This window comes from Sulfuricurvum kujiense DSM 16994, from assembly GCF_000183725.1.
GTDB lineage: Bacteria > Campylobacterota > Campylobacteria > Campylobacterales > Sulfurimonadaceae > Sulfuricurvum > Sulfuricurvum kujiense.
Window position 1 is genome coordinate 309489 of record NC_014762.1, and the last position, 23178, is coordinate 332666.

Consider the following 23178-nt stretch of genomic DNA (forward strand, 5'->3'; position numbering starts at 1 on the left):
AGTACATCTATACCAACTGATCGCAATAACGCTTATAACATGAAATTTATCGATGTTCTATCAGATGGAGTGACGACATTCAATTCGTCTAGCTCATCTCTAGATTTACCTGCTGGGTGTACAGTTAAGTGGGCTGGTCTTTATTGGCAAGGACATATTGTAAATAAAAATTTAGAAGGTGGTGCAGATAATAGTAAAATCGGGACAGGTGTTAATAATACAGCTGTTTATGATGATGCTAAGAGTAAAGCCAATACAGTTTATTTTAGACGTCCGGATGGTACAAGTTATAATTTGACAGCACAAGTATTTTATGATTATCCTACAGATATTAGCGGGGGAAAGGATAGACGATATTTATATAGTGGTTTTTATAATGTTACAAATTATGTTAAAGCAGTAGGCAGCGGTAGTTATACAGTAGGAAATATCCGTACGTCAGAAGGAACAATTGCCACATGGGGTGGCCTTGGTGGATGGGCAATGCTGGTTATATATGAAGATATAACAGGGACATTACAGCTTAAAAATGTATCAGTATTCCACGGTTATCGGGTTTTAAATTCAGGTGATGTACAAGACATAAATGTAAATGGCTTTTTGACACCATCGGGGGGAACGATTAACGCTTCTCTCGCTATTTTTGTTGCTGACGGGGATAAATTAGGTTCAAACAGTACTGGGGAACATTTAAAAATATGGAATACTTCTAGTGTTCTGACAGATATTGTAAACGGGACGAATCCGCTTAATAATGTTTTTAACTCTACTATTACAAATTTGGGAGTTGATAATGTTACGAGGACGCCAAATTTCACAGATAATTTGGGTATTGATATCGATCGTTTTGATGTCAGCAGTTACATGAATCATTCACAGAACAATACAAGGATACAAGTAAGTACAGTTGGGGATCTTTATACAATTGATTTGATAGCTTTTGCCACCGACATCTATCAACCGTTTATCTCTATCGCAAAATCAACAGACAGTAGTGGGACTGTGACATCAAATCAGACGATTACTTATACGGCTAATATTAAAAATACAGGAAATGAAGGGGCAAGTAACATTGTTATTTATGATAATTTTGATGATAACAATTTGACAAAAATTGATGGCAATATCACCAATCCATTGGTGACGTTAGGTGATTTATTGGATCATAATACGACAACTATTTTAGATTCGGTCGTATGTAATTACGGCCCTTCGCATACGGATTGTAAAAGTTTATGTACCGTAGGTTTAAGCCCGTTTAAAATCGCATGTTCTATTCCATCGATGGCGGTGGGAGAGACAGCCTTTATGCAGTTTCAAACGAAGATTGCATCCAATCCTGATACACACGGGCAAAGTGTAAAAGTTGAAAACAAGATGTATGCAACGTACTACAATGCGCTCACCGGAGCGGCAGTCGATCAAACCTCTTCCAATCTTGCCGATGCGGGGCAGTATTTGTATGCACAGAATATACCGGCCAGCGGTTTTGACGCTCGAGAGACGTCGATTGCCGAAGCGGATAACGATCGATCCATTAAGACGAAGATCGTCAACAAAACGTTTCAGCTCAACATTGTCTCTCTCGATACGGCGGGGGCGATCGCTCCTTATACCGTACCGACGGGAAACAGGGTCTATCTATTCCCGGTAGATTCGAGTCTCTGCTTGCTCTCGGATAGCGAAAAATTAACGCAGATCGAATCGTTGCCGCGCAATACGTATGTCGATTTTGCCAATGGGGACACGACGAAACCTTCGCCCGCAATCGATCTCTCCAATGCGCTGCTCAGCGCGGTGGCGGGGAGAGATAAACGGATCGCATTGAACTATGTCGACTGGGGGACAAGTTTTCAGGCCGCGAGTTTCAGTTGCAGCAACAGTAACACGCAAGCCGTGTTGTTGGGGGTTCCTCAGTGTTTGAACGCAGATCATAAAATCGGAGATGTTTTTGGTCAATTGACACAAGATGTGTGTGCGGGCGGTGCGGCACACGGGATGAATCCCGCTTTGGCGAATCCTCCGTGCCAGTCGAACAGCTATACTGCCGGAAATCTCCCATCTGCCCCTTTTGACAACGCGTATGGGTGCTATCAATGTATCGCCGGAATGGCCGGAAAAGTGAGCTGTTCGACCGATAATTTCGCAATCCGTCCTGACCATTTTTCTTTTACGGCCCCGGTGGCTAAGATGAAAGCGGGTGAGGATTATAGTCTGAATGTTATTGCATATGACAATAATGGCAATAGCGCGCAAGAGTATGATCAAAGTGTTGCTAATCTAGCCGGTGCTCCTGCTACATGGTGGCAGAGGGATGCAAACGTCGTGTTAAATCCGGTCAATACCCAAGGGACTATTACGATTTCGGGGGCTGGAACTTTTAGTAATGGTGCAGGTGCAGTTCCTATACGCTATAGCGATGTCGGAAAGTTTACATTGGAATTGAAAGATAGTAATTGGGCGGCAGTCGATCTAACTGATACGGGAATAACAGAGAATGAATATACCATTCAAGGAGATAGGAATGTGACGTTTATCCCGTATGATTTTAATATCTCGGTAGGGAGGATTGTCAATAATGACGGTGCCACTCCCTCCTTTACCTATCTCTCCAGTGATTTGAACATGTCTGCTCGAATTCCTATGACGATACGGGCACAAAACAAGCAGGGTGCGCTAACGCAAAATTATGCCAATAATTTGTATGAGAGAACCATTACCATTACCCCGCATGTTGCCTCGGTTGTTGCAACAGCGCGGGGATTAGTTCCGAAAACGGTTGGGGCAACGAATGCGGATGCTAATTTTGTAAGCGGAAGTACATCGATCGTCTTTAATGACCCTTTGGCGGCAAAGTTTAATTTTTCCAGAGATCCGAGAGTGGTTGTCTCTCCGTTTGATGTGAACAGTTCCAACGGTGTCGGGAATGATGTAAATGTCAGTATTGTTGATGCGGACAATGTCTATGGCGATAAGAACCGAACACTGATCGGGAATGCCACTTTTGTCTACGGCCGATTTATTCCCCGTGATATTCGAGTATTTGGAAATGTCCCCTTTTCCGCCAATGGATGGTATGAAGTTTTCAATGCACCGAAAATTAACGGAATCATATTGACTCCCAGCAAAAACGAGAGTATGTGGTATATCAATCATTTGCATAACGATGTAACGTTCGGAGATGCCAATATAACATCGGTGCTTGCGGCTACACATACGGCGCTGCCTGTTTCAAGCATATCCAACGGTACGGGTATGGAGTCTTATCAATTCAATGCGGAAACACCGCCGTACAGTTCAAAAGCGCATATAAAGACCAAACCGTGGCTATGGTATGGACCGAGTGCATCTGCATACGCCGATCCCGGCACGGATTGCTCGACCCATCCGTGTTTTAACATCGCAGTGGTTCCCTCAGTCGGGGCCACCGGAAGTTCAAAAGATCAAAATGTCGGTTCAAAAACCAATAAGTCTACGAGCGATGGAGCAGGAGTGTGGAAAAGTACCCGAGATTACGCTCCGGCGATCCGATGAGGGGCTCTATGCGTTTTGGAATGACGATGATCGAGCTGGTGTTTGCTATCGTCATCATAGCGATCAGTATCGTAACGATCCCCTCGATGATGTCAGTGGCCAACAATGCTTCAAAAGGGGTTATGATCGACGAAGACGTGATGGAACGTTTGGGCGGATGGGTATTGGACAAGTTTCAGGGACGGTGGGACAGAAACTATCTGGCTTCTGGATCGGCTCCTCTCAATATTAGCGGTATGAAAGACTTGAACTGCTCTCGAACCGGTGGATATCGGATCGGGTCGGATGAAAACACGTCATCAATGAAGTGTAACATGGCGGCAACTCCATCTGTCATTCCGGCGGTAGCAGGAAATAATCCTGGACAAGCAGACGGTAATATTTCCCGGGGGATTGAACAGCTTAATAATGGAAGCGAGACGATTTCAATCACTGCGGCGAACGGAACAGTATACAATGTTACGGCAACGTACAGCGTAGCATACGTCGATTCTATTGTAACGCCGTTAACGGGAAGCAATACCCAAACGGCTACGTGGATACTGGGATCATCTACTAATATGAATCCCTCTAGCCCATCCGGGAATACAGGAAATACGATAAGCCATTTGAAACGTGTTGTTACACGGTTTAACAACCCGGATGTAAATATAACCCTCTCGTTTTTCAAATCGAACAAAGGCAATTAGATGAAGTCTAAACGATCCGCATTTACGATGATTGAATTACTTTTTGTCATTGTGATTTTGGGCATCGTGGGTGGATTCGCACTCGAAGCGGTTCGCCAATATTATGATGGGATATACCGTACGCAGCAGTACACCCAAAGGGCTGCAGAGGCCGATCAGATATTGGAGCAGATTTCAAAATACTTTGAAAATGGTATCAGCAGCTCTATTGTCAATCTTGATCGGGGTGGTGCCGCAGCGGCTTGTTATGGTCCTCCCGTCAGTGGCGACAATAACGATTATACTGTCGCCTTTATCGGAGTTGATGAAGACAGTATACGCGGAATAGGAGGGCGTCCCGGATGGAGCGAAGAGACCGTATTGGGTGCCAATAATACGCTAACGGCTTTGGATGCCAATTATACCGCTGCCGATACGATTATTCAGGCACTTAGTCTTAATAACGGTTCGGATTTAAGTCATTCCGCTATTTATGATGCCGGTAGTGTCGATCTCGACACTTGTACACGCTTTAACTGGAATTTGTTGGGTGGAACAGGTGGCTATCACAGGATGGATAATGTTGCCAATCCGATTTCATCAACCGTGATACAACTCAATGATGATAACAATGCGACGGACGGACATCGCAAATATCTGCTTCGGACGGGGTACGCATTTCGGGTAAATAACGGCAACTTTACGATGTACAGTAACTTCCGTCCGTGGTTGGGCGAACGTTATACTGCGGCACAAAATCAAAATATATTGGGTCAAAATGTCGCCCATTTTTATGCCGATTACAACGCAACCGATTTTCAAAACGATTCCAATGTTTCAGACAGAGGTTTGGTATGGAGGCTAAAGGTTTGTATACGCGGTTTGGACAGTTCATTAAACGATACGGATGCGCGTGAATCACAGATTTGTCGTGAAAGGAGAGTGCATGTACGCTACTAAACGATCCGGATTTGCGATGATTCTGGCGATAGTTATTGTTGTACTGGTAGCACTTGGAGGGGTATTGCTGCTTCGAAGTTCTGCAACTGGAAGTAAATCGGTCGGAGATAACTATCTCAAGGTGCAGGCGGAACTGTTAGCCGACAGTGCGACCGAGTTTGCCGTGATGCGGGCACAGGGATTTGACCATACGGGAGGGAATTGTCTCAACAATCTTAATATTACGGTGCAAGATGCTTCTGGAATATCCGCTTACGATGTGAATGTATCGTTAGCTTATTCATTTCGTAATCCCGTTGTAGTTGGATTTAATGATGCCTGCACTAGATTAGCTGATAATACGGGGAAAGATACGATGATATTATTGGACGTGACAGTAACGGATCATAATCTCAGCACCGAACCGATACGGGTTCATAAAAGGACGTGGCAGAAGCTGTAAAAAAGAAATTTTTATGTGCGGATGATACCGCGCGTGTGAAGCTTAAAATGCGAGTTGGGCAATTTTGGTGAGGACATCTTTTTCGCGGACCGGTTTCATCAAAAATCCGTTTGCACCGCACTCCAAGGCTTCCCCTTTTTTGGTTTCATCGGTGGTGAGGACGATGACGGGGAGCTGTCGGAGCGATTCGTCGGCGCGTATCACTTTAAGCATTTCAATTCCACCCATCACCGGCATGATAATATCGAGAAGGATAATATCGATGTCATTCTGCGTTTTTAGGATACCGATCGCATCGGCACCGTTTTTTGCTTCTACGACAGCAGAAACATTCGGGGTTTTCATCAACATCGTTTTTAGCAGCTTGAGGTTAATAAGATCATCATCAACGGCAAGAACTTTTAGTTTCTTCTCATCCATTTAAAATTTCCCCATTTGTTTAGATAAATTTTTCAAAAACAAGACGCAAAAGATCTTTGTTGATAATGTTTTTGATAATTTCGTGAACATACATTGCGTCATCAGCTTCTTCTGAAACATTTGGATCAATCAGCATAACGATAGAAGTATCACTTTTCTTAGTATGGATTATATCATACAGATCCTTGAGATGTAAGCCGCTTAGCGTTTTATCAAACATAACGAGTTTATAGTGACGATTGTGAAGCTCGTCTTTGAGCTGATCTGCAGAGGCTACACTTTTATAGGTATACCCCAGATCGTTAAGGATATGGCAAAAGAGTTTTGATTCAAGGGCATTTTGTTTAGCAATCAGAATATCGGCATCGTATTCTACGAGACCTTCTTCCTCCGCAGGTTCCGATGATTCTACTTCTTCTGATAAAATCGGAAATTCGGAATCATGAACGGGTTCTTCGTGTACCTCGGGCTGAATGTCAGGTTCGCTCGACAGAGGCAGCGATTCTTCAGACGGAGCTGCAATCTCATGGATTGATTTTGGAACGGGATTGATTTCAACAATTTTATGAGAGAGGAAGTTGTTGAGCAACGAGATGATTTCCGAACGTACCAGAGGTTTGGTTGTGTATTCGTCCATCCCTGCACTCATAAACCGTTCACGATCCCCTTTGAGAGCATTGGCGGTCAGAGCGATGATCGGAATATGGTTTTGTCCGTAATCCTCTTCGAAATCTAAAATCTCCTGAGTCGCTTCGATACCGTCAAGAACCGGCATCTGAATATCCATAAATATGATGTCAAAACTGCCGTTTTTACGTTTTTCAAACGCTTCAAGACCGTTGTTGGCAATTGTAATTTCCAGTCCGAGATCTTCGAGTGTTCGACGGATCAGTTTTTGGTTGATGATATTATCTTCAGCCACAAGTGCGGTTGCCGCAAAGCGGGAATTTTTCTCATCGAATTTTTTGCGGCGTGAAACTTTGATTTTGCGGTTACTGAATGCTTCCGCATCATAGGCATCGAGGGTAGTCCGAATTTTGGAGCTGTTCAACGGTTCGTACAGCACTTTGAAAATATCGATCCCCATCGAATCGATTTTTTTCATATAAAACGATTTGGTAATGAGTACCAGCTGCTCTTGGGACGATGCGTAAGCAGCCATCTCCTCATCGTTGGTATAGTCATTATCTACAAACAGCAGATCATAATTAACTTGACGTTCGAGCATTTTGAGTTCACTCTGCTCATGAAACGTTGTGTAGCTGACTCCAAAGTAGTCAAGGTACTCTTTAAGATAGGTATTTTGGAGTTTTTTCTTCGAATGATTTTCCAAAATGACTGCATTAATATTGGAAAAAGATCCTTTAAGCGATTCGTTGAGTGTTTCAATCTCTTCAAACTCTAGGGTAAAAAAGAAGCTGGTGCCGTTGCCTGGCTCGCTTTCAAGATCGAGTTTACTTCCCATCAATTCGACAAAACGGCTTGAAATTGTCAGACCCAGCCCCGTACCGCCGTATTTGCGGGTAATAGAGGTATCGGCTTGGGAGAAAGCTTCGAAAATGCGCGAACGCTGCTCACTGGTCACACCTATACCGTTGTCTTTGACTTGGAAACGGATACGTGTCCGGTTAAGAATCTCGCACTCTATACGTCGGATATCGACACTGATAGCTCCGCCGCTGTTGGTAAATTTGACCGCATTGCTAAGGAGGTTGATGATAACCTCTTTGATTTTGGTCGGATCCCCTTTGAGCGGCCGTTCCAAACTCGGATCGACGTAACAGGCAAGATCGATATGTTTTTCGGAAGCACGTACACCGTACACTTCAACGGCACTTTCAAATTCGTCAATCGGATTAAAGACAATCTCTTCGATTTCGAGCTTATTGCTTTCGATTTTTGAGAGGTCAAGGATATTATTGATGATTTCGAGAAGATTCTCGGAACTTTTTTCAATGATATCGATGAATTCGCGCTGCTCATCATGCAGTTCGGTATCTTTAAGAAGTTCGGTAAATCCGACGATTCCGTTCAGCGGAGTACGGATTTCATGGGACATATTGGCCAAAAACATTGATTTGGCTTCAGACGCTTCCATCGCGTATTGTTTATCGTTCAACGTCTGTTCGATAATCCGTTCCAGTAGCGCATATGCCTGCGCCGTTCCTGCCGCCGTGTCAAGATTGATGGTGTGTCTTAAGGCTTCGGCTTCATTGTCATGGGTGTCTTCGGCAACCCGTTTTAAAACCGATTCGAGGTTTTTAATATTGGTTGTGATCTCAGCCGAAAAGAAGTAACCCAAAATGGCGATGATAACTCCGAGTATCCAAATAGAGATGGCGATGGCAAGGACTTGAACCGCTTGGCTTTTGACAATGGAAGCGCGCTCATCCATCGCATCGATCAGAATTTTTTCGGCATCATTAATCGCATCGATTTTTTCAGAAATCATTGCAAACCAAATACCCGATTGCGTTTCGTATTTTCCGGTTGTACTGGCTTGCAGAATCGCGGTACGTTCGGTCGTTATGTCAAGAAAAAGGTCGGTGTTGTCTTCACTGTAGAGAGATGCTTGAAGTTTTGATTGGATCGGTTTGTTATTCATTCCCTCAAGATTGAAGGTATCGGCTTTGGCAATCAGTGAAACCCATTTGTTCAGTTCTTCTTCGGCCAGCGGAGTCGCACGTGAGAGGACATAGGTGATGTAGTCACGCTCGATACTGCTGTATTCGTTTGCACGTACCAATGAGAGATAGCTGGATGAGAGGGAGTTGACCTCTTCATCAAAGTGGATGGTCGCAAGGTCGGTTAGCTCATTGATAAGCTGCTCTTCGGATTTGCTGTACAAATCGGTAAAAATTTTATCGAAATTAGCGGTACCGCCATCGACTAAAGGCCTTGATTGAGTGATACCGCGTTCCAGATCAACTATGAGTTTTGATAAAGCGGCAGCTTTTGCCGCTTCAGGCCCGTTCGTATGTTCAAGACGTGCAAGATGCTCTTGATAAATCCCGATTTTTTGGTCAACAATGGCCCGTTGGGCATGAAGGGATTTGAGAGTTGCGGGTGAAGCGTTGCCCATATACATAACGGTCATTCCGCGTTCTCGGGAAAGGTTGTTAATCAAGTCATTAAGTTGTTTATTCCCCTCTAACCGTATTTGTAGTTCTTCTGCCCCTTTGTAGCTGATATACGCATTATAAACGTAGTAACTCGCAAGGGTAAAAAGTATCAGGATCGGTAAGAGACTGATGAGGCGAAGTCGATTTCTTAGTCCTAGTTGCATTGGGTCTCCTGTATATTCTTATGACTTATAATTGTTCAAGAAAGCTATTGAGCCGTTTTGAAGCTTTGTTTGCTTCCTGCGCATCGTTTGTTTGGGACAAGATTGCCAATTCATCGGAAATTTCATTCAATCTCAGATTGTCGCTGATCCCTTTAAGCTGACCGGCCGTTTTTTTCCAGGCATGGGTGTCGAATGCACTGATAGCGGCACTGATCTCGCTTCCGGCACGGAGGGAATCACGTTTATATTCTTCGATCAATTCGTCGAAAAAGTCAAGTTGAATGCCCAACTGACCGGCAATAGATATTTTGTCAAAGTGAAGAGTTTGCGGAGGTTCTACTGCCGGGCTGCTTTCCTCTAGATTGCTCTCTTCAATCGGCAGAGGCTCTTCCTCAATTGACTTTTCTTCTAAAAGATATGTCGGGACCTCTTTATTTTCGGAAGACGTTTGAACCGCTTCTTCCATTACGAACGGTTCATGATCGTCTTTTAAATCGAAAGTGTAAATGTCATCGTCTCGGGCAGATTCCGCGGATATTTCTTGATCAAGAACGGCTTCTGAAGGAAACGAAATATCGTCAAAATCTTCATCCGCCGAAGAGGCCGGAGTGCGTTCTTCTTCCGGTACCGCAAACGCATCATTTTTGAAATCAAATGCATAAATATCATCATCAGGCGGGCTGGACGGCTCGTCTTCTGAAAAGTCAAACGCTTTCTCAGGAGGGAGAAGGAACTCCTCATCGTTAGCCGTTTCATCGGTTGCCGCTGCGGGACTCTCTTTCCCTTCCAATTTTGAAATAATGCTGTAAAAATATTTGAGGTTGGCCTCAATTTCGACCGGATCGTTCGATGTATTGATATTGCTGAGTGTTTCAAAAGCGTCTTCGATACGGAGATTTGCCGCTACCCCTTTGAGTTTATGGGACAGTATTTTTAGATTGTTCATGTCCCCTTTCAGAACCACTTCGAAAAGTTCTTCTTTAAACTCATGGGCTTGTTGGATAAAGTCGCCGATAAACTCTTGGATCAAATCGACAGGCAAACCGAGCTCTTGAGCGGCAACATTCGGATCAAAGCGGTATGATTTGTCAACCTTTAAGGCATCAATAAACTCTTTTTCCGCCTTGCTAAAACTGACGGCTTCAGATATTTGATGCGGAACTTCCTGTTCGGCTTTAATATCAGACTTGTCAGAGAAGGTCGATTCCGGAATCACATATTTTGTTTCCAAATCTTCATCGTCATGCTGAAGCGATAGTTTTGTAAATAAATCTTCAATCGGTTCTTCTTCGACTTCCTGTTCGCTGTATGAAGGAACATCGAGAACTCCCGGCTCACTGAGCGGGGTCGGGGTGATATGATCGTAATTCGGTAAGACGGAAGGTGCCGTCTCAGCAGGAATAGGAGTTTCAAAAACCGGAGGTCTACTATCCGATTTTGCTTTTGGAGGAATGCTGTGAGGCTTGATTTCATCTCCGCTGAGCGATTGAATATGGAGCATATCGATGATATAGCCGGAAGCAGAGGGATCGTCACATAAAAAAAGGTCATTTACCTGCAAAGTACACGAAAAGGTGCGACCGTTACCATGAACAATGGCTGAGCGTGCATCGGAGTCGGCATGAAGCAAAAAATCTATCCATCCGAAACTTTTAAAATTGTGAATATATCCGGGTTCTTTGGAAAATAGGTCTGCTACGTCATCGCATACCTTTAGCAAATCTTCCAATGTTGCATAATTTAAGAGTTTGAGTCCCTCTGCATCGATTCCGATAAATTCCTGTTTATGGTTATAAAATAGCACTCATCCCCCTTATTGCTCTTGCTCAATCATTTTTTGGTAGAGTGCCGCGGTCTCTTCAATATTTTTGCGTGACGCCGGTTTGCGTGCCGCCATATATCCTTTAACTTTTCCGTTTTCATCGTAAATGGGAGTCACTTCAGTATCTACCCAATAGTATCGCCCGTCTTTGCGGAGATTTTTGACCAAACCGTGCCATAGAGCTCCCGATTGAATCGTTTGCCACATTTGAGCGAATGCTGCTTTGGGCATGTCGGGGTGGCGTATGATATTGTGAGGTTCACCTATCAGTTCATTGACGGTATAGCCTGAAATTTCACAGAATTTTCGATTGGCAAATGTTATGACCCCTTTAAGATCCGTTTCACTGACAATTGCGCGTCCATCGAATAAGTACTCTTCATCCACTGGAGTAGGTTTTTGCATCATGTGACCCTTTTGCTAAAAAACTGTTGAAAACATAATCTGTGGAATATGGCATAAACTCCATAAAAGATTACTTAGATATGTTACCTCTGTAATATTTTTGGATATTTTCGGCATCTTTTGCGCCGATAAGCTCGGAAAGGGTTTTAAAATCACTTTTTGCAATGGCGTCAAATGTTCCGAAATAATCAAGAAGCCGATGAATTTTCGGTGTGCTGATACCGTGAATCGCTAAAAGTTTTGAGGTTTGATCGATTTTGAGCTTTGTTTTTTTGTGAAAGGTAATGGCACTTCGGTGGGCTTCGTCACGGAGCATTTGGATAAATTGAAGACGTTTGTCCGAGCTTTCGAGACGCAAAGGCTCTTCTGCAAAATGGAGTATATCGCGGGCGGAACCTTTGGCCCGATGAGCTTTGGCATCGATTTTTTCTTTACTGATGGCGATAACGTCGAGATGGATACCGTGCGAACCGAGCAGATCGGTCGCGAGGGATCTCAATGTCGCTCCTCCGTCCAGCACCCACAAATCGGGCGGCGGATTTTTCTCAAAGGCTTCGATGCGGCGTGTGAGCATCTCTCTCATTTGCCCGTATTCATCTCGCTCATGAAGATGATAGGTACGGTAAGCTTTTTTGTCAAAACGGCCGTTCTCATAGACGATCATAGCGCCTACGGTGGCTGAACCGCCGTGGTGGGAATTGTCAAACACCTCAATCCGTCTCGGGAGAGAGTCAAGGGCTAGCAGCTCTTGGATAGAGTGAAGGAGATGTTCATTCGTAGGCTGCGGTGTACGCAGCAGTTCTTTGGCATTGGTGAGGGCTAAATCGATCAGCTCTTTTTTGGCTCCGCGCTGAGGCGTTTCAATTTTGGCTTTCTTGCCGAAAAGTTCTGTGAGATGTTCCTGCACCCAATCGTTCGATTCAAACGGGTGTGCTGTCAATATGGGGGCAATGATCGGAGGTTTTTCATTTCCGTAAAATCCGATCAAGGTTCGCTCATATGCTTCATCAATCGAGAAATAAGGGGTGATCGGGATAAAGTCGTGGGTTGAAGACGCTACTTTGCCCTCACGGATAAAAAGGCGGAGTATGCAGGCACGTACTTCGTTCAGCGCAATGGCGAATACATCGTAATTTTCTGTGGATGCCAGATCGATTTGAGACGTTAGTTCGCTTTTGGTAATTCGATCAATCCGGTCCCGTAAGACGAGTGCTTCTTCAAAGCGGAGCGATTCGGCATAAAATTCCATTTTTGCTTCGAGCTGCTTAATCAGTTTACGTTTATTTTGGATCCATTCGATCCCCTGAGTCACCATTGGCAGATAGGTTTCATGAGGGATTGGAAACTCGCATGGGGCAAGACATTGTTCCATTTGGTAAAAAAGGCACCCTTTTTTCCCTTTTAGGCAACTTTTTTTCTGAACCAGTTTGAGCAGTTCGTAAAGCGAGTCGAGAATATCACGCGCCCCCACCGAAAAAGGGCCGAAATAGCGGATCGATTTCCCTTTGATTATTTTGCGGGTGAGTTCGAAACGGGGATATGTCTCATCCATATCGACGTAGAGATAAGGGTAGGTTTTATCATCGCGCAGCAAAATATTGTATTTGGGTTTGAGCTGTTTAATAAGAGAATTTTCTAATATGAGGGCATCGTGCTCGTTTTCGACAATAATATAGTGCAGCCCTACTGTCTCGGAGAGCATTTTTTGAATGCGTAAAGAGAGGGTCGCTTTCGGGCTGAGTGAAGGGGTAAGATTGAAATAACTTTTGACCCGCTTGGAGAGGTTTTTGGCTTTTCCGATATAGAGAATCCTCCCTTTCTCATCCAAATATTGATAGATCCCCGCTTGATGCGGGAGACCCCGAATTTGCTCTATCATCGGTAAACTCTTAATGAATAATTTATGGTAGCTATTATAACATCCGTCATTAAAGAAAAAGGGGGAAGAATGTCAAAAATGTATCTGTTTAGCGTCATTGTTGCCGTAATACTATTTTTGAACGGATGCGGTTATAAAGCTCCTCCTTATTATGAGAAACAAACCGCGGCAAAGGAATCGACCGTTGCGTTATGATGTCGTGATTATCGGTTCGGGGGTTGCCGGCTTGTATGCGGCGATCGCATTGCCGAAAAATTTAAAAGTATTAATCATCAATAAATCGAACCCGTGGGAGTGCAATACCTATTATGCACAAGGCGGCGTAACGACGGCCTACAATGATCAGGATATCCCCTCTCACGTACAAGATACCCTGGATGCGGGGGCAGGAATGTGCAACGCAACCGCTGTACAGTTCATGAGCGAAAGCTCGCAGGGAGTAATCCGTGATCTGATTGAGCGCGGGTTTGAGTTTGATAAAGACGATGAGGGACATTTGCTCTATACGAAAGAGGCAGCCCATTCGCGCAGCCGGATCCTTCATGCCGGAGGGGATGCGACGGGTAGACACCTTCATTTCTTTTTGCTCAACCAAAATTCCCACCCGATGCTCAGTGATGCGACGGTTGTTGATTTGCTGATTGAGAACAACCAATGTTGCGGTGTGGAAGTGTTTAGCGAGGGGAAACGCAAAACGATTCTCTCAGATAATGTCATTATTGCCAGCGGCGGAGTGGGATCGCTGTATGAATTTCACACGAATGCCTCTACGATCAGTGGGGACCTTCACGGCATCTGTATCGAAAAAGGGATTGAACTCGAATCGATGGAGATGATGCAGTTTCATCCCACCGTATTTGTCGCCAATGACTGGGCGCGTAAACAGCTCCTATCCGAAGCGCTCAGAGGTGAGGGAGCGCATGTCGTTGATGAAAACGGCTATCGCTTTTTATTCGAATACGATCCTCGCGGAGAGTTGGCACCCCGTGATATCGTCAGCCGTGCTATTTTTGATTACCGCCAGCGTAGCGGCAAACAGGTTTATCTTTCATGTGAGGATTTTGAGAGCGAATATTTTAAAGAGCGTTTCCCGAATATTTATAAATCACTCAATGATCTCGGATTTCATCTTCCTAAAGAGAGGGTTCCGATTTCTCCCGCTTTTCACTATGCCGTCGGAGGAATCAAAACGAATCTTGATGGAAGCGTTCCGGGCATAAGTGGGCTTTATGCCGCAGGAGAAGCGGCTTCGACCGGAGTACACGGGGCAAATCGTCTGGCAAGCAACTCGCTATTGGAAGGTTTGGTTTTTTCAAAAAAAGCGGCAGAGTCGATTCTTGAACATCCGCTTCACAGTTGCAGCGGAGATTTCTGTATCGGTGATGAGCCGTTAGAAATAGAAGGGGACAAAGAGAAAAAAGATCGTTTACGACGGATTATGTGGGAAAATGTCTCGATCAAACGGACTCCCGATGGTTTGAACGCGGCGTATGAAGCGATCAATGAGATGCTTGAGGGTGAAGTAGGAAGACTGTTGAAATTGCGTTTGTTAACAGCTCAAAGCATAGTGGCTTCAGCACAAAAGAGAACTGAGTCGATCGGAGTTCACTATATTGTCGAGGGTTGATTAAGTATCGGTGCAACAGGCATAATGTCTGTATCTACTTTTTTATCGGAGAAAGAGGTACAGAAATTATGAATTAAGGAGAATGAAAAAAATTTCCATTGTGTTTTGCTCTTGTAAAAAACACAATACGCTATTATATTATCAAATAAGTAAATCATCAATAAATGAATTCATATTTATTAATCAATACCTAAAACTATAAACTGAAGATACCACACCGCTATGGAAACAATGTACCCTATGAGTACCGTCCATGCCAGTTTCATATGGGATGCAAAAGTATAAATGCCGTGCATTCTCCCCATTACGCCCACCCCTGCCGCACTTCCGAAGCTGATGAGCGATCCTCCTACCCCTACGGTCAGAGTGAGAAGCATCCATTGTGAAAAATCGATGGCGGGATTTGATTTCAATATCGCCGACATGACGGGAACATTATCGATCACTGCAGAGACGAATCCGACTCCGATATTGATATAGGTCGGATTGACGGTATCATAAAGCTTAGTAACGTATCCTAAAAATCCGGCGAAATAGAGGGCACCCACAGCTGCCAAAATACCGAAGAAGAAGAGCAGGGTATTGTTCTCGATTTTACTGATCGATCTGAATATATTGACATCTTGTTTATGGTAGCGTTTTAGCGAGTACATGTAAAGCTGCAAGACGGAAAGTCCAAACAGCATCCCCCACATCGGAGGCAATTGCATCATTTGTTTGGCGATAACCGAAATTGCGATTGTGGCTATACCTATGGCGATAACGATTTTGCCCCCTTTGAGAATTTCGATTTTATCCGCAGTTCCCGGATTGCCCTCTTTGTTCGGACCAAAATCGGGGACATAGCGGCTGAGTAGATAGGCGGTTACAATCCACCCTAAAAATGATGCCGGAAAAAGATAGAGGAAATCACTGAATTCCCCTTTTTGCGCCGTCCACGCCATAAGAGTTGTAATGTCTCCGAACGGGCTCCACGCTCCTCCGGCATTAGAAGCGACTACGACATTAATGGCACCGGGAATCAAAAAAGCTCTGTTTTTTTTCTCAATCGTCACCAATACGGTCGATAGAATCAGTGCCGTTGTCAGATTATCCGCTATCGGCGAGAGAAAAAAGGCAAGAAATCCTGTAATCCAAAAGAGCTCGCGGTAATTGTACCCCTTGGCAATCAGCTTTCCTTTCAGGGCATTGAATACTCCCCTCTCGATCAGTGCTTCGACGAACGTCATAGCGACATAGAGGAAAAAGAAAATTTGGGCGATTTCAAAGACCAAATGGGTGATTTCATTTTTGAATGGGATGAAATCCAGTCCGTAGAAGGCATAGAACCCGCCGATCATAATATACATTAACGTCCCGATAAACAATGCGGGTTTTGCCTTGTCTATATGGTATTTTTCCTCCGTTGCGATGAAGTAATAACCGACGATAAAAATAAAAAGCAACAGCCATCCGAAAGGGTGGGTTGAGAGATCAATACCGTCTAATGGGATAGGGGTTGGCATAAGTGCAATTCCTTTATTGAAAAAAGTGTCTGAAAGCATTCGGCTTATGTGTTAAGAGACCTTCCCATTGTAAAGAAAATAAGTAAACAATTTGGAGGACTCTTCCTCGTTTTTGGGCATATATTCAGGATATTTTTTATTAGAGGCGGCTCTTGTATTAAATCTTAAACAAGTTTACAGTATCCTTTTGCACTTAAAATCATTCAATCTTGCACCTAAAGGCTCACCCGTGAAAGATGTCAATATTATCGTTCTGGATTTCGGTTCCCAATACACACAGCTGATTGCCCGTCGTCTGCGCGAAGACAAAGTCTATTGTGAAGTTCTTCCGTATCATACAAAAATCGATGCCATCAAAGCTAAAAATCCGAAAGGGATCATTCTCAGCGGCGGTCCCTCTTCGGTTTACAATAAAGATGCGTACGAAGTAGATCAAGGGGTTTATGCCCTCGGTATTCCGGTACTTGGGATTTGTTACGGGATGCAGCGCATCGCGGTCGATTTCGGCGGTTCGGTTATCCGAAGCGATCATCACGAATACGGGAAGGCGGAACTGACTATTGATATGACGCAGCATTCTGTTCTTTTTGAAGGGTGTGAAGATGAACGTACGGTATGGATGAGCCATTCGGATAAAGTCGACGTATTGCCGGAAGGTTTCGTTCCGATTGCCTATTCTCCGAATTCTCCGTATGCGGCAATCGCAAATGAAGAAAAAATGGTCTATGCGATGCAGTACCATCCGGAAGTCAACCACTCTGAAGAGGGGTATTTGATGCTTCGCAACTTTGCCCGCAAAATCTGTGGCATCACCGAAAAATGGGATATGGGCCATTTCCTTAAAGAGCAAATCGTCAAAATCCGCGCCCAAGTGGGTGAGGGGAAAGTACTATGTGCCCTTAGCGGCGGGGTAGACTCTTCGGTTGTTGCGGCATTGTTATACGAAGCGATCGGCGACCAGCTTATCCCTGTTTTCGTTGACAACGGCCTACTTCGTAAAGGAGAACGTGAATCGGTCGAAAATATTTTCAAAGTTCACCTCAAAGTGCCTCTCGTTGTTGCCGATGCATCGGAAATTTTCCTCGGTAAACTTGCGGGTGTGACCGATCCTGAGACGAAACGCAAAATTATCGGACATACGTTTATCGAAGTATTTGAAGCGGAAGCGAAAAAACACGACGGAATCAAATTCCTCGCTCAGGGGACATTGTACCCTGACGTTATCGAATCGGTTTCGGTAAACGGTCCATCCGTTACGATCAAATCGCATCATAATGTCGGTGGATTGCCCGATTGGATGGATTTCGAATTGATCGAACCGCTTCGTGATTTATTCAAAGACGAAGTACGCAAACTCGGTCTTGAACTGGGACTTCCGGATTCACTTGTTAACCGTCATCCGTTCCCGGGGCCGGGCCTCGGGATCCGTATTATGGGTGAGGTCAATAAACCGGATCTTAATTTGCTTCGTGAAGCGGATGCTATTTTGCTCGACGAACTTAAAGCAAGCGGCTACTACACCAAAACATGGCAAGCATTTGCGGTACTTCTTAACGTAAAATCGGTCGGTGTTATGGGTGATAACCGTACCTATGACAACACGGTTTGTGTCCGTGTCGTCGAAGCGGTTGACGGTATGACGGCTACATTTGCCCATCTTCCGCATACATTGCTTGAACGTATCAGCCGCCGCATCATCAATGAAGTCGACGGAATCAACCGTGTCGTCTATGATATCAGTTCAAAACCGCCTGCAACGATCGAGTGGGAATAAGGGGTACGCATTTGCGTCCCATCTACCTGATCTCTAAAACTCCCTACGAGGGAGTGATTCATATCCCTATCCTCACTATCCGTTTTTTATCTCCCGACATCAATTTTTCCGACTATGAAGGGGTTGTTTTTACCTCAAAGCAGGGAGTCTTGTCGCTCCAAAACTATCTACCCGACTGGAATAGACTCAAATGCATTTGTGTCTCGGAATCGACCGCGAAAAATGCCCGTGAAGCCGGGGCGATTGATGTGGAAGTCGCGAATGGATACGGAGACTCTATCCCCGATATTTTAGGTGCGAAAAAACGGAGGGGGAAATGGCTCTACCTCCGACCTAAAGTAGTTGCGTCTGATTGGGTCGAGAGTGCACGTCATAGAGGAATCACGATAGATGAAGCGATTGTTTATGAATCTGTTTGTAACGAAGAAATGAGTAATTTTCCGGTATCACAAGAGGGGGTATTAATTTTTACTTCCCCCTCAGCCATTCGATGTTTTCTACAAAATCATAAGATACTTCCGACCCATGATGTCATTGTCATCGGGGAAACGACTAAAAATGCCCTTCCTGCAGGTACGTTATCGTATCTTAGTGAGGTTCCGAGTATTGAAGCTACCGTCGATTTGGCACGTCAAATCGCTGTAGAGGGATAAAATTCATCACCCTTTTAAGATTTTAGGGTTATAATTATTAATTCTGGGCGAAGCGAGTAATCGCATTTTGAGGGTTCTACATATTCTTGGAGTCACAGCCGTAGTCGTCTTTGAGTGTCGGTGGTCTCGTTTGAACGTATTTTTACGTGAGAGATTGCCGCCGGAAAAGACGCTCGAGTGGCTTTTTTCGGCTTTGAGAACCAAAGCTACTGCGAAACGCCCGCCCGGGCTTTTTATTAATTGAATGATAGAGGAATAATCCCTCCATCTAGACTCAAAACTTGTTTTATTTAAAAGTCCGTTTGGGGTTTGAGATAAGATAATTAAATTTTTTTTCAAGGTGATATATGCGCGTAATGGTAATCGGTAGCGGCGGACGTGAGTTTGCAATCGGGCGGGTACTGAAACAAGACAGTGCGGTAACAGAACTTTTTTTCGCCCCGGGCAACGGTGCGACGACAATGTTGGGACAAAATGTCGCTATCAAAGATTACGGCGAATTGGCGCAATTTGCATTGGATAACAAAATAGATTTGACTATCGTAGGGCCTGAGGGACCACTTAGCGACGGTGTGGTAGATGTGTTTAAAGCAAAAGGGCTAGTCATTTTCGGTCCTTCAAAAGCGGCGGCACAATTAGAGGGCTCAAAAGTTTATATGAAAAACTTTTTGGCGAAATACAACATTCCTACAGCACGTTACATCGAAACCGATCATATCGGGGATGCATTCAAATTTATCGAATCGTTGACCCCTCCGATCGTTGTTAAAGCGGATGGGTTATGTGCGGGCAAAGGGGTTATCATAGCGATGAGTTATGAAGAAGCCAAAGTCGCCGTCTCTGAAATGCTCAGCGGTAAATCATTCGGTGATGCCGGTAAACGGGTTGTTGTCGAAGAATTTTTGGACGGGTACGAGCTTTCAATGTTTGCTTTGTGTGACGGGAAAGACTTTATTCTCCTCCCTGCGGCGCAAGATCATAAACGTCTTTTGGATAATGATGAAGGGCCGAATACGGGGGGAATGGGTGCCTATGCCCCGACACCGCTTGTAGACGATGTCATCTATGAAAAAGTAAAAGACCGGATTGTCCGTCCTACCCTTAAAGGGATGCAGGAAGAGGGAGCACCGTTTGAGGGGGTCCTTTTTATCGGGCTTATGATCGTTAACGGTGAGCCGATCACGTTGGAGTTCAACGTCCGTTTCGGTGATCCGGAGTGTGAGATTTTGATGCCGCTTTTGAAAACGCCGGCAAGCGAACTCTTTTATAAAGCGGCAACGAAACAGCTGGATACCCTTAACGTCGAATTTTATGACAAATATGCCGTCGGCGTTGTGATGGCCAGCCGTAATTATCCGTATGACAATTCCGAACCCGCCGAAATTATCGTCGATGAGATTCATCACGCAGAGATTGCACAAAACACTCATATCGCTTATGCGGGTGTAGCGGCCGAAGATGGGAAACTCTACGCTACCGGCGGTCGGGTCCTGGTGTGCGTCGGAGTGGGCGAAAGTATTAAAGAAGCGCGTGATCGTGCCTATATGCTCTGCGGTCAGGTCCATTTCGCGGGGAAAAAACTTCGCAGCGATATTGCGTATCAGGCCCTTAGATAATGGATGAAAGCCTCGATTCTCTAATACAGCGGGAACATCTGCAACTCGCTTCGATACGCCAGCGTGCCGCTGCATTTGGAATCGATGAAACTCTTTTGTCGATAATTATGATCGTTATTTTATGGGACTCGATAGCTGCCGCCCACACATTGGAAAATATGATTGCGGTAACAAACAGTTTTTTATTGGAATACATGTCGATCAAAATCATTTATCAGACTTTTTTTACGATGCAGTACGGTGCGAGTATCGGAAAAATCATTATGAAAATTCGTGTAATTGAAATTTCGACTCTTTCAAATCCGAATTTTTTGAGTGCGTTTAATCGGAGCGTTTTTCGCATAGTGAGTGAAATTCTTTTTTATCTCGGATTTATCTGGGCAATGCTGGACCCGTATCATCGAAGCTGGCACGACCGCACCGGAAGGACATTGGTAATCAATGCATAAGTTTTACTGGATAAGCCTGATCGCTTCAACAGCATTGCTGGGAAATGAGCGTGTCGAACTGTTTGGAACGAATATGGATTCCAACGGATCGGTAGCGACGGCGCAAGGCAATCCGATAGCTTTATATCAAGATCAGATCATGAGTGCCGATAAAGTGACATATGATCGCAATACGAGCATCATGGAGGCGAAAGGCTCAGTCAATGTGTTCAAAGACGGACAGCATGTGATGAGTGAATACTCAAGAATAAACTTTCTTGATGAAACGCGTTATTCGGTCCCTTATTTTGCTATAGACCAGTCGACCGGTTTGTGGGTAAGTACGTCTGAAGCGCAAGCGTGTAAAAATTTAATAGATCTTTCCAGCGGTGCGATATCGGGATGCGATTCCAGCGATCCGTTGTGGAAAATTCGTTTTAGCAGCGCCGATTATGATACCGATAAAATGTGGGTAAATCTTTATAACCCCCGTTTGGAAATAGGAGATATCTCCGTATTTTATCTCCCATATTTCGGATATCCTACCGATTCTACCCGTAGAAGCGGATTATTGATTCCCACCTTCGGATGGTCAAGTTCCGAAGGATTTTATTATCAGCAGCCGATATATTTTGCACCTCAGAATTGGTGGGATTTAGAACTTCGTCCGCAGATTCGTACCGCTCGGGGGTCAGGACTTTATACCGATTTTCGTTTTGTGGATACCCCCTCATCCCAAGGGTCCATTCGAATGGGGTATTTTAAAGAACAGTCCCGGTACGCAATTGAAAATGATTTAGCTCACGCAAAGCATTACGGGTATGATGTAAAGTATCGTCATTCCGCCCCTTTGAGGGAATGGTTTGATTCAACGCTCGAAGGAGAATCTGGGATTTATATCGACGGTTCATGGATGAATGACGTCGATTACTTAAATTTACAGCAAAGCGATGAAACAAGAAATATCACCGCGAATCAGGTAATGTCTCGCATTAACGGTTATTACAGCAGTGAAGATAACTATTTCGGAGCCTATTTTAAACATTATCAATATTTAAATTCGGCCAGCAACGGTACGACGATTCAAACACTTCCGACCCTTCAGTATCACCGCTATCTGGAGAGTTTTTTAGACAATTATCTTCTAATCAGCGCAGATGCGGCAGCGACACACTATTATCGGCCGAACGGGAAAAGGGCCGTTGAGGGAAATTTTAATATCCCTGCGACACTTCAGACATCCATATTAGATGATTACATCGATATCAGCTATACGGCAAACGCCTCTGCAAAAGTGATCGGATTTTATGCCAATGAACGTAACGGCGAATCGGGAAGTACGTATGAACAAGGCAAATATGCTCAGCTCGATCATACATTAAGCATCGGATCGACATTGGTCAAATCGTATGACAACAATATTACTCACGTATTTAACCCGTTAGTGAGCTATACGGCAGCGGGGAGCCGATATTACAGCGGATACTATGAAACCTATCGTAACTCCTGTAATATGAGCGAGTCATATGCCGGATACCCTTGCGAATTTTATAACCTTTCTGCACCGAGCGATACGCTTTCACTAGGGATCAACAATTATCTTTTTGAAAACGGAAAGCAGCTTCTTGTGGATAGACTCTCGCAGAATTTTCGGTATGACGATCAGCGAAGCTATTATGGTGAACTGCAAAATGAGTTAGAATTGGAGATTGCCGGAGCAATTTCTTACTACAATCAAACGGCGTATAATTACGATCGCGATCGCATTACGAAAGAACAAAACACCATTCGCTATAATGACGGAGTTTTTTTGGCCGGCATAAGCCATTATTATACAGATCAGCTTCGTAACGATACACCTGTCTATGCTTCCTATTGGACGGCAGATGCAGCGTATCAGTATAGTCGCAATTACCGATTCTTTGGACAAGTTGCATACGATTACCGAGAAGCTCTGTTAAAACGGAGCGAGGTCGGTTTGCTCTATTCTCAACGGTGCTTTGATTTTGGTGTCCGATATGTTCAGAACCGGCGGCCGATATTAACGAATACCAATGGAAGCGATTCCATCAACGATTCGTATATCTTTATAACAGTTGTTTTAAAGCCGATCGGCGGATCAGAGTTTAACTATAAACTCACCGATAATTAATAAGGGG

General features: G+C 44.4%; 17 protein-coding genes. 11 read left to right on the plus strand and 6 right to left on the minus strand.

What is annotated here, in order from left to right; all coding sequences use genetic code 11:
* The first annotated feature begins 930 nt into the window (after positions 1–930).
* Genes SULKU_RS01630 through SULKU_RS01645 form a run of 4 tightly spaced genes read left to right on the plus strand, consistent with a single transcriptional unit; the run spans position 931 to position 5604 of the window.
* Complete coding sequence (locus tag SULKU_RS01630; protein WP_172633593.1) at positions 931–3534, plus strand: hypothetical protein; 2604 nt, start codon at positions 931–933, stop codon at positions 3532–3534.
* Between the two features lie 8 nt (positions 3535–3542).
* A complete protein-coding gene (locus tag SULKU_RS01635; RefSeq protein WP_013459184.1) occupies positions 3543–4223 on the plus strand; it encodes a hypothetical protein in 681 nt (226 codons plus the stop codon).
* Positions 4224–5162, plus strand: a complete 939-nt coding sequence (locus SULKU_RS01640; RefSeq protein WP_013459185.1) for a type II secretion system protein — start codon at positions 4224–4226, stop codon at positions 5160–5162.
* Positions 5149–5604, plus strand: a complete 456-nt coding sequence (locus SULKU_RS01645) for a hypothetical protein (RefSeq protein ID WP_013459186.1) — start codon at positions 5149–5151, stop codon at positions 5602–5604. Before SULKU_RS01640 ends, SULKU_RS01645 begins: the two co-directional genes overlap by 14 nt.
* 42 nt (positions 5605–5646) lie before the next feature.
* Here the strand turns inward: SULKU_RS01645 and SULKU_RS01650 are convergent, their stop codons facing one another.
* From SULKU_RS01650 to uvrC, 5 genes are all read right to left on the minus strand, one after another.
* Positions 5647–6024, minus strand: coding sequence for a response regulator (locus SULKU_RS01650; protein WP_013459187.1), 378 nt, complete (start codon positions 6022–6024; stop codon positions 5647–5649).
* A gap of 19 nt (positions 6025–6043) precedes the next feature.
* Positions 6044–9310, minus strand: a complete 3267-nt coding sequence (locus SULKU_RS01655) for an ATP-binding protein (protein WP_013459188.1) — start codon at positions 9308–9310, stop codon at positions 6044–6046.
* Positions 9311–9335: 25 nt separating this feature from the next.
* A complete protein-coding gene (locus tag SULKU_RS01660) occupies positions 9336–11114 on the minus strand; it encodes a hypothetical protein (protein ID WP_013459189.1) in 1779 nt (592 codons plus the stop codon).
* A 9-nt stretch (positions 11115–11123) separates the two neighbouring features.
* Positions 11124–11537 carry a PAS domain-containing protein gene (locus tag SULKU_RS01665; protein WP_041666712.1) on the minus strand — a complete coding sequence of 138 codons (414 nt, stop codon included), beginning with the start codon at positions 11535–11537 and terminating at the stop codon, positions 11124–11126.
* Positions 11538–11607: 70 nt separating this feature from the next.
* Positions 11608–13416 carry an excinuclease ABC subunit UvrC gene (gene uvrC / locus SULKU_RS01670; protein ID WP_013459191.1) on the minus strand — a complete coding sequence of 603 codons (1809 nt, stop codon included), beginning with the start codon at positions 13414–13416 and terminating at the stop codon, positions 11608–11610.
* 69 nt (positions 13417–13485) lie between these two features.
* Here uvrC and SULKU_RS15255 point away from each other — a divergent pair, with 69 nt between their 5' ends.
* Both SULKU_RS15255 and nadB read left to right on the plus strand, forming a co-directional pair.
* Positions 13486–13611 (plus strand): lipoprotein, encoded by a 126-nt coding sequence (locus tag SULKU_RS15255; RefSeq protein WP_013459192.1) that lies wholly within the window; start codon positions 13486–13488, stop codon positions 13609–13611.
* Complete coding sequence (gene nadB / locus SULKU_RS01675) at positions 13601–15043, plus strand: L-aspartate oxidase (RefSeq protein ID WP_013459193.1); 1443 nt, start codon at positions 13601–13603, stop codon at positions 15041–15043. Before SULKU_RS15255 ends, nadB begins: the two co-directional genes overlap by 11 nt.
* 179 nt (positions 15044–15222) lie before the next feature.
* On the opposite strand, the gene nhaD is transcribed toward nadB, so the two are convergent.
* Positions 15223–16548 (minus strand): sodium:proton antiporter NhaD, encoded by a 1326-nt coding sequence (nhaD, locus tag SULKU_RS01680; protein ID WP_013459194.1) that lies wholly within the window; start codon positions 16546–16548, stop codon positions 15223–15225.
* 229 nt (positions 16549–16777) lie between these two features.
* On the opposite strand from nhaD, the gene guaA reads away from it, so the two are divergent.
* From guaA to SULKU_RS01705, 5 genes are all read left to right on the plus strand, one after another.
* A complete protein-coding gene (gene guaA / locus SULKU_RS01685; RefSeq protein WP_013459195.1) occupies positions 16778–18322 on the plus strand; it encodes a glutamine-hydrolyzing GMP synthase in 1545 nt (514 codons plus the stop codon).
* Between the two features lie 11 nt (positions 18323–18333).
* Positions 18334–18975, plus strand: coding sequence for a uroporphyrinogen-III synthase (locus tag SULKU_RS01690; protein WP_013459196.1), 642 nt, complete (start codon positions 18334–18336; stop codon positions 18973–18975).
* A 347-nt stretch (positions 18976–19322) separates the two neighbouring features.
* A complete protein-coding gene (purD, locus tag SULKU_RS01695) occupies positions 19323–20591 on the plus strand; it encodes a phosphoribosylamine--glycine ligase (RefSeq protein WP_013459197.1) in 1269 nt (422 codons plus the stop codon).
* Complete coding sequence (locus tag SULKU_RS01700) at positions 20591–21040, plus strand: RDD family protein (protein ID WP_013459198.1); 450 nt, start codon at positions 20591–20593, stop codon at positions 21038–21040. Before purD ends, SULKU_RS01700 begins: the two co-directional genes overlap by 1 nt.
* Positions 21033–23171 (plus strand): LPS-assembly protein LptD, encoded by a 2139-nt coding sequence (locus SULKU_RS01705; RefSeq protein ID WP_013459199.1) that lies wholly within the window; start codon positions 21033–21035, stop codon positions 23169–23171. Before SULKU_RS01700 ends, SULKU_RS01705 begins: the two co-directional genes overlap by 8 nt.
* Positions 23172–23178: the final 7 nt, after the last annotated feature.

Bases quoted from the DNA above. Each gene is read 5' to 3' on its own strand.
- SULKU_RS01635 (WP_013459184.1), top strand. From the start codon at position 3,543: ATGCGTTTTGGAATGACGATGATCGAGCTGGTGTTTGCTATCGTCATC.
- SULKU_RS01640 (WP_013459185.1), top strand. From the start codon at position 4,224: ATGAAGTCTAAACGATCCGCATTTACGATGATTGAATTACTTTTTGTC.
- SULKU_RS01645 (WP_013459186.1), top strand. From the start codon at position 5,149: ATGTACGCTACTAAACGATCCGGATTTGCGATGATTCTGGCGATAGTT.
- SULKU_RS01650 (WP_013459187.1), bottom strand. From the start codon at position 6,024: ATGGATGAGAAGAAACTAAAAGTTCTTGCCGTTGATGATGATCTTATT.
- SULKU_RS01655 (WP_013459188.1), bottom strand. From the start codon at position 9,310: ATGCAACTAGGACTAAGAAATCGACTTCGCCTCATCAGTCTCTTACCG.
- SULKU_RS01665 (WP_041666712.1), bottom strand. From the start codon at position 11,537: ATGCAAAAACCTACTCCAGTGGATGAAGAGTACTTATTCGATGGACGC.
- uvrC (WP_013459191.1), bottom strand. From the start codon at position 13,416: ATGATAGAGCAAATTCGGGGTCTCCCGCATCAAGCGGGGATCTATCAA.
- SULKU_RS15255 (WP_013459192.1), top strand. From the start codon at position 13,486: ATGTCAAAAATGTATCTGTTTAGCGTCATTGTTGCCGTAATACTATTT.
- nhaD (WP_013459194.1), bottom strand. From the start codon at position 16,548: ATGCCAACCCCTATCCCATTAGACGGTATTGATCTCTCAACCCACCCT.
- purD (WP_013459197.1), top strand. From the start codon at position 19,323: ATGCGCGTAATGGTAATCGGTAGCGGCGGACGTGAGTTTGCAATCGGG.
- SULKU_RS01700 (WP_013459198.1), top strand. From the start codon at position 20,591: ATGGATGAAAGCCTCGATTCTCTAATACAGCGGGAACATCTGCAACTC.
- SULKU_RS01705 (WP_013459199.1), top strand. From the start codon at position 21,033: ATGCATAAGTTTTACTGGATAAGCCTGATCGCTTCAACAGCATTGCTG.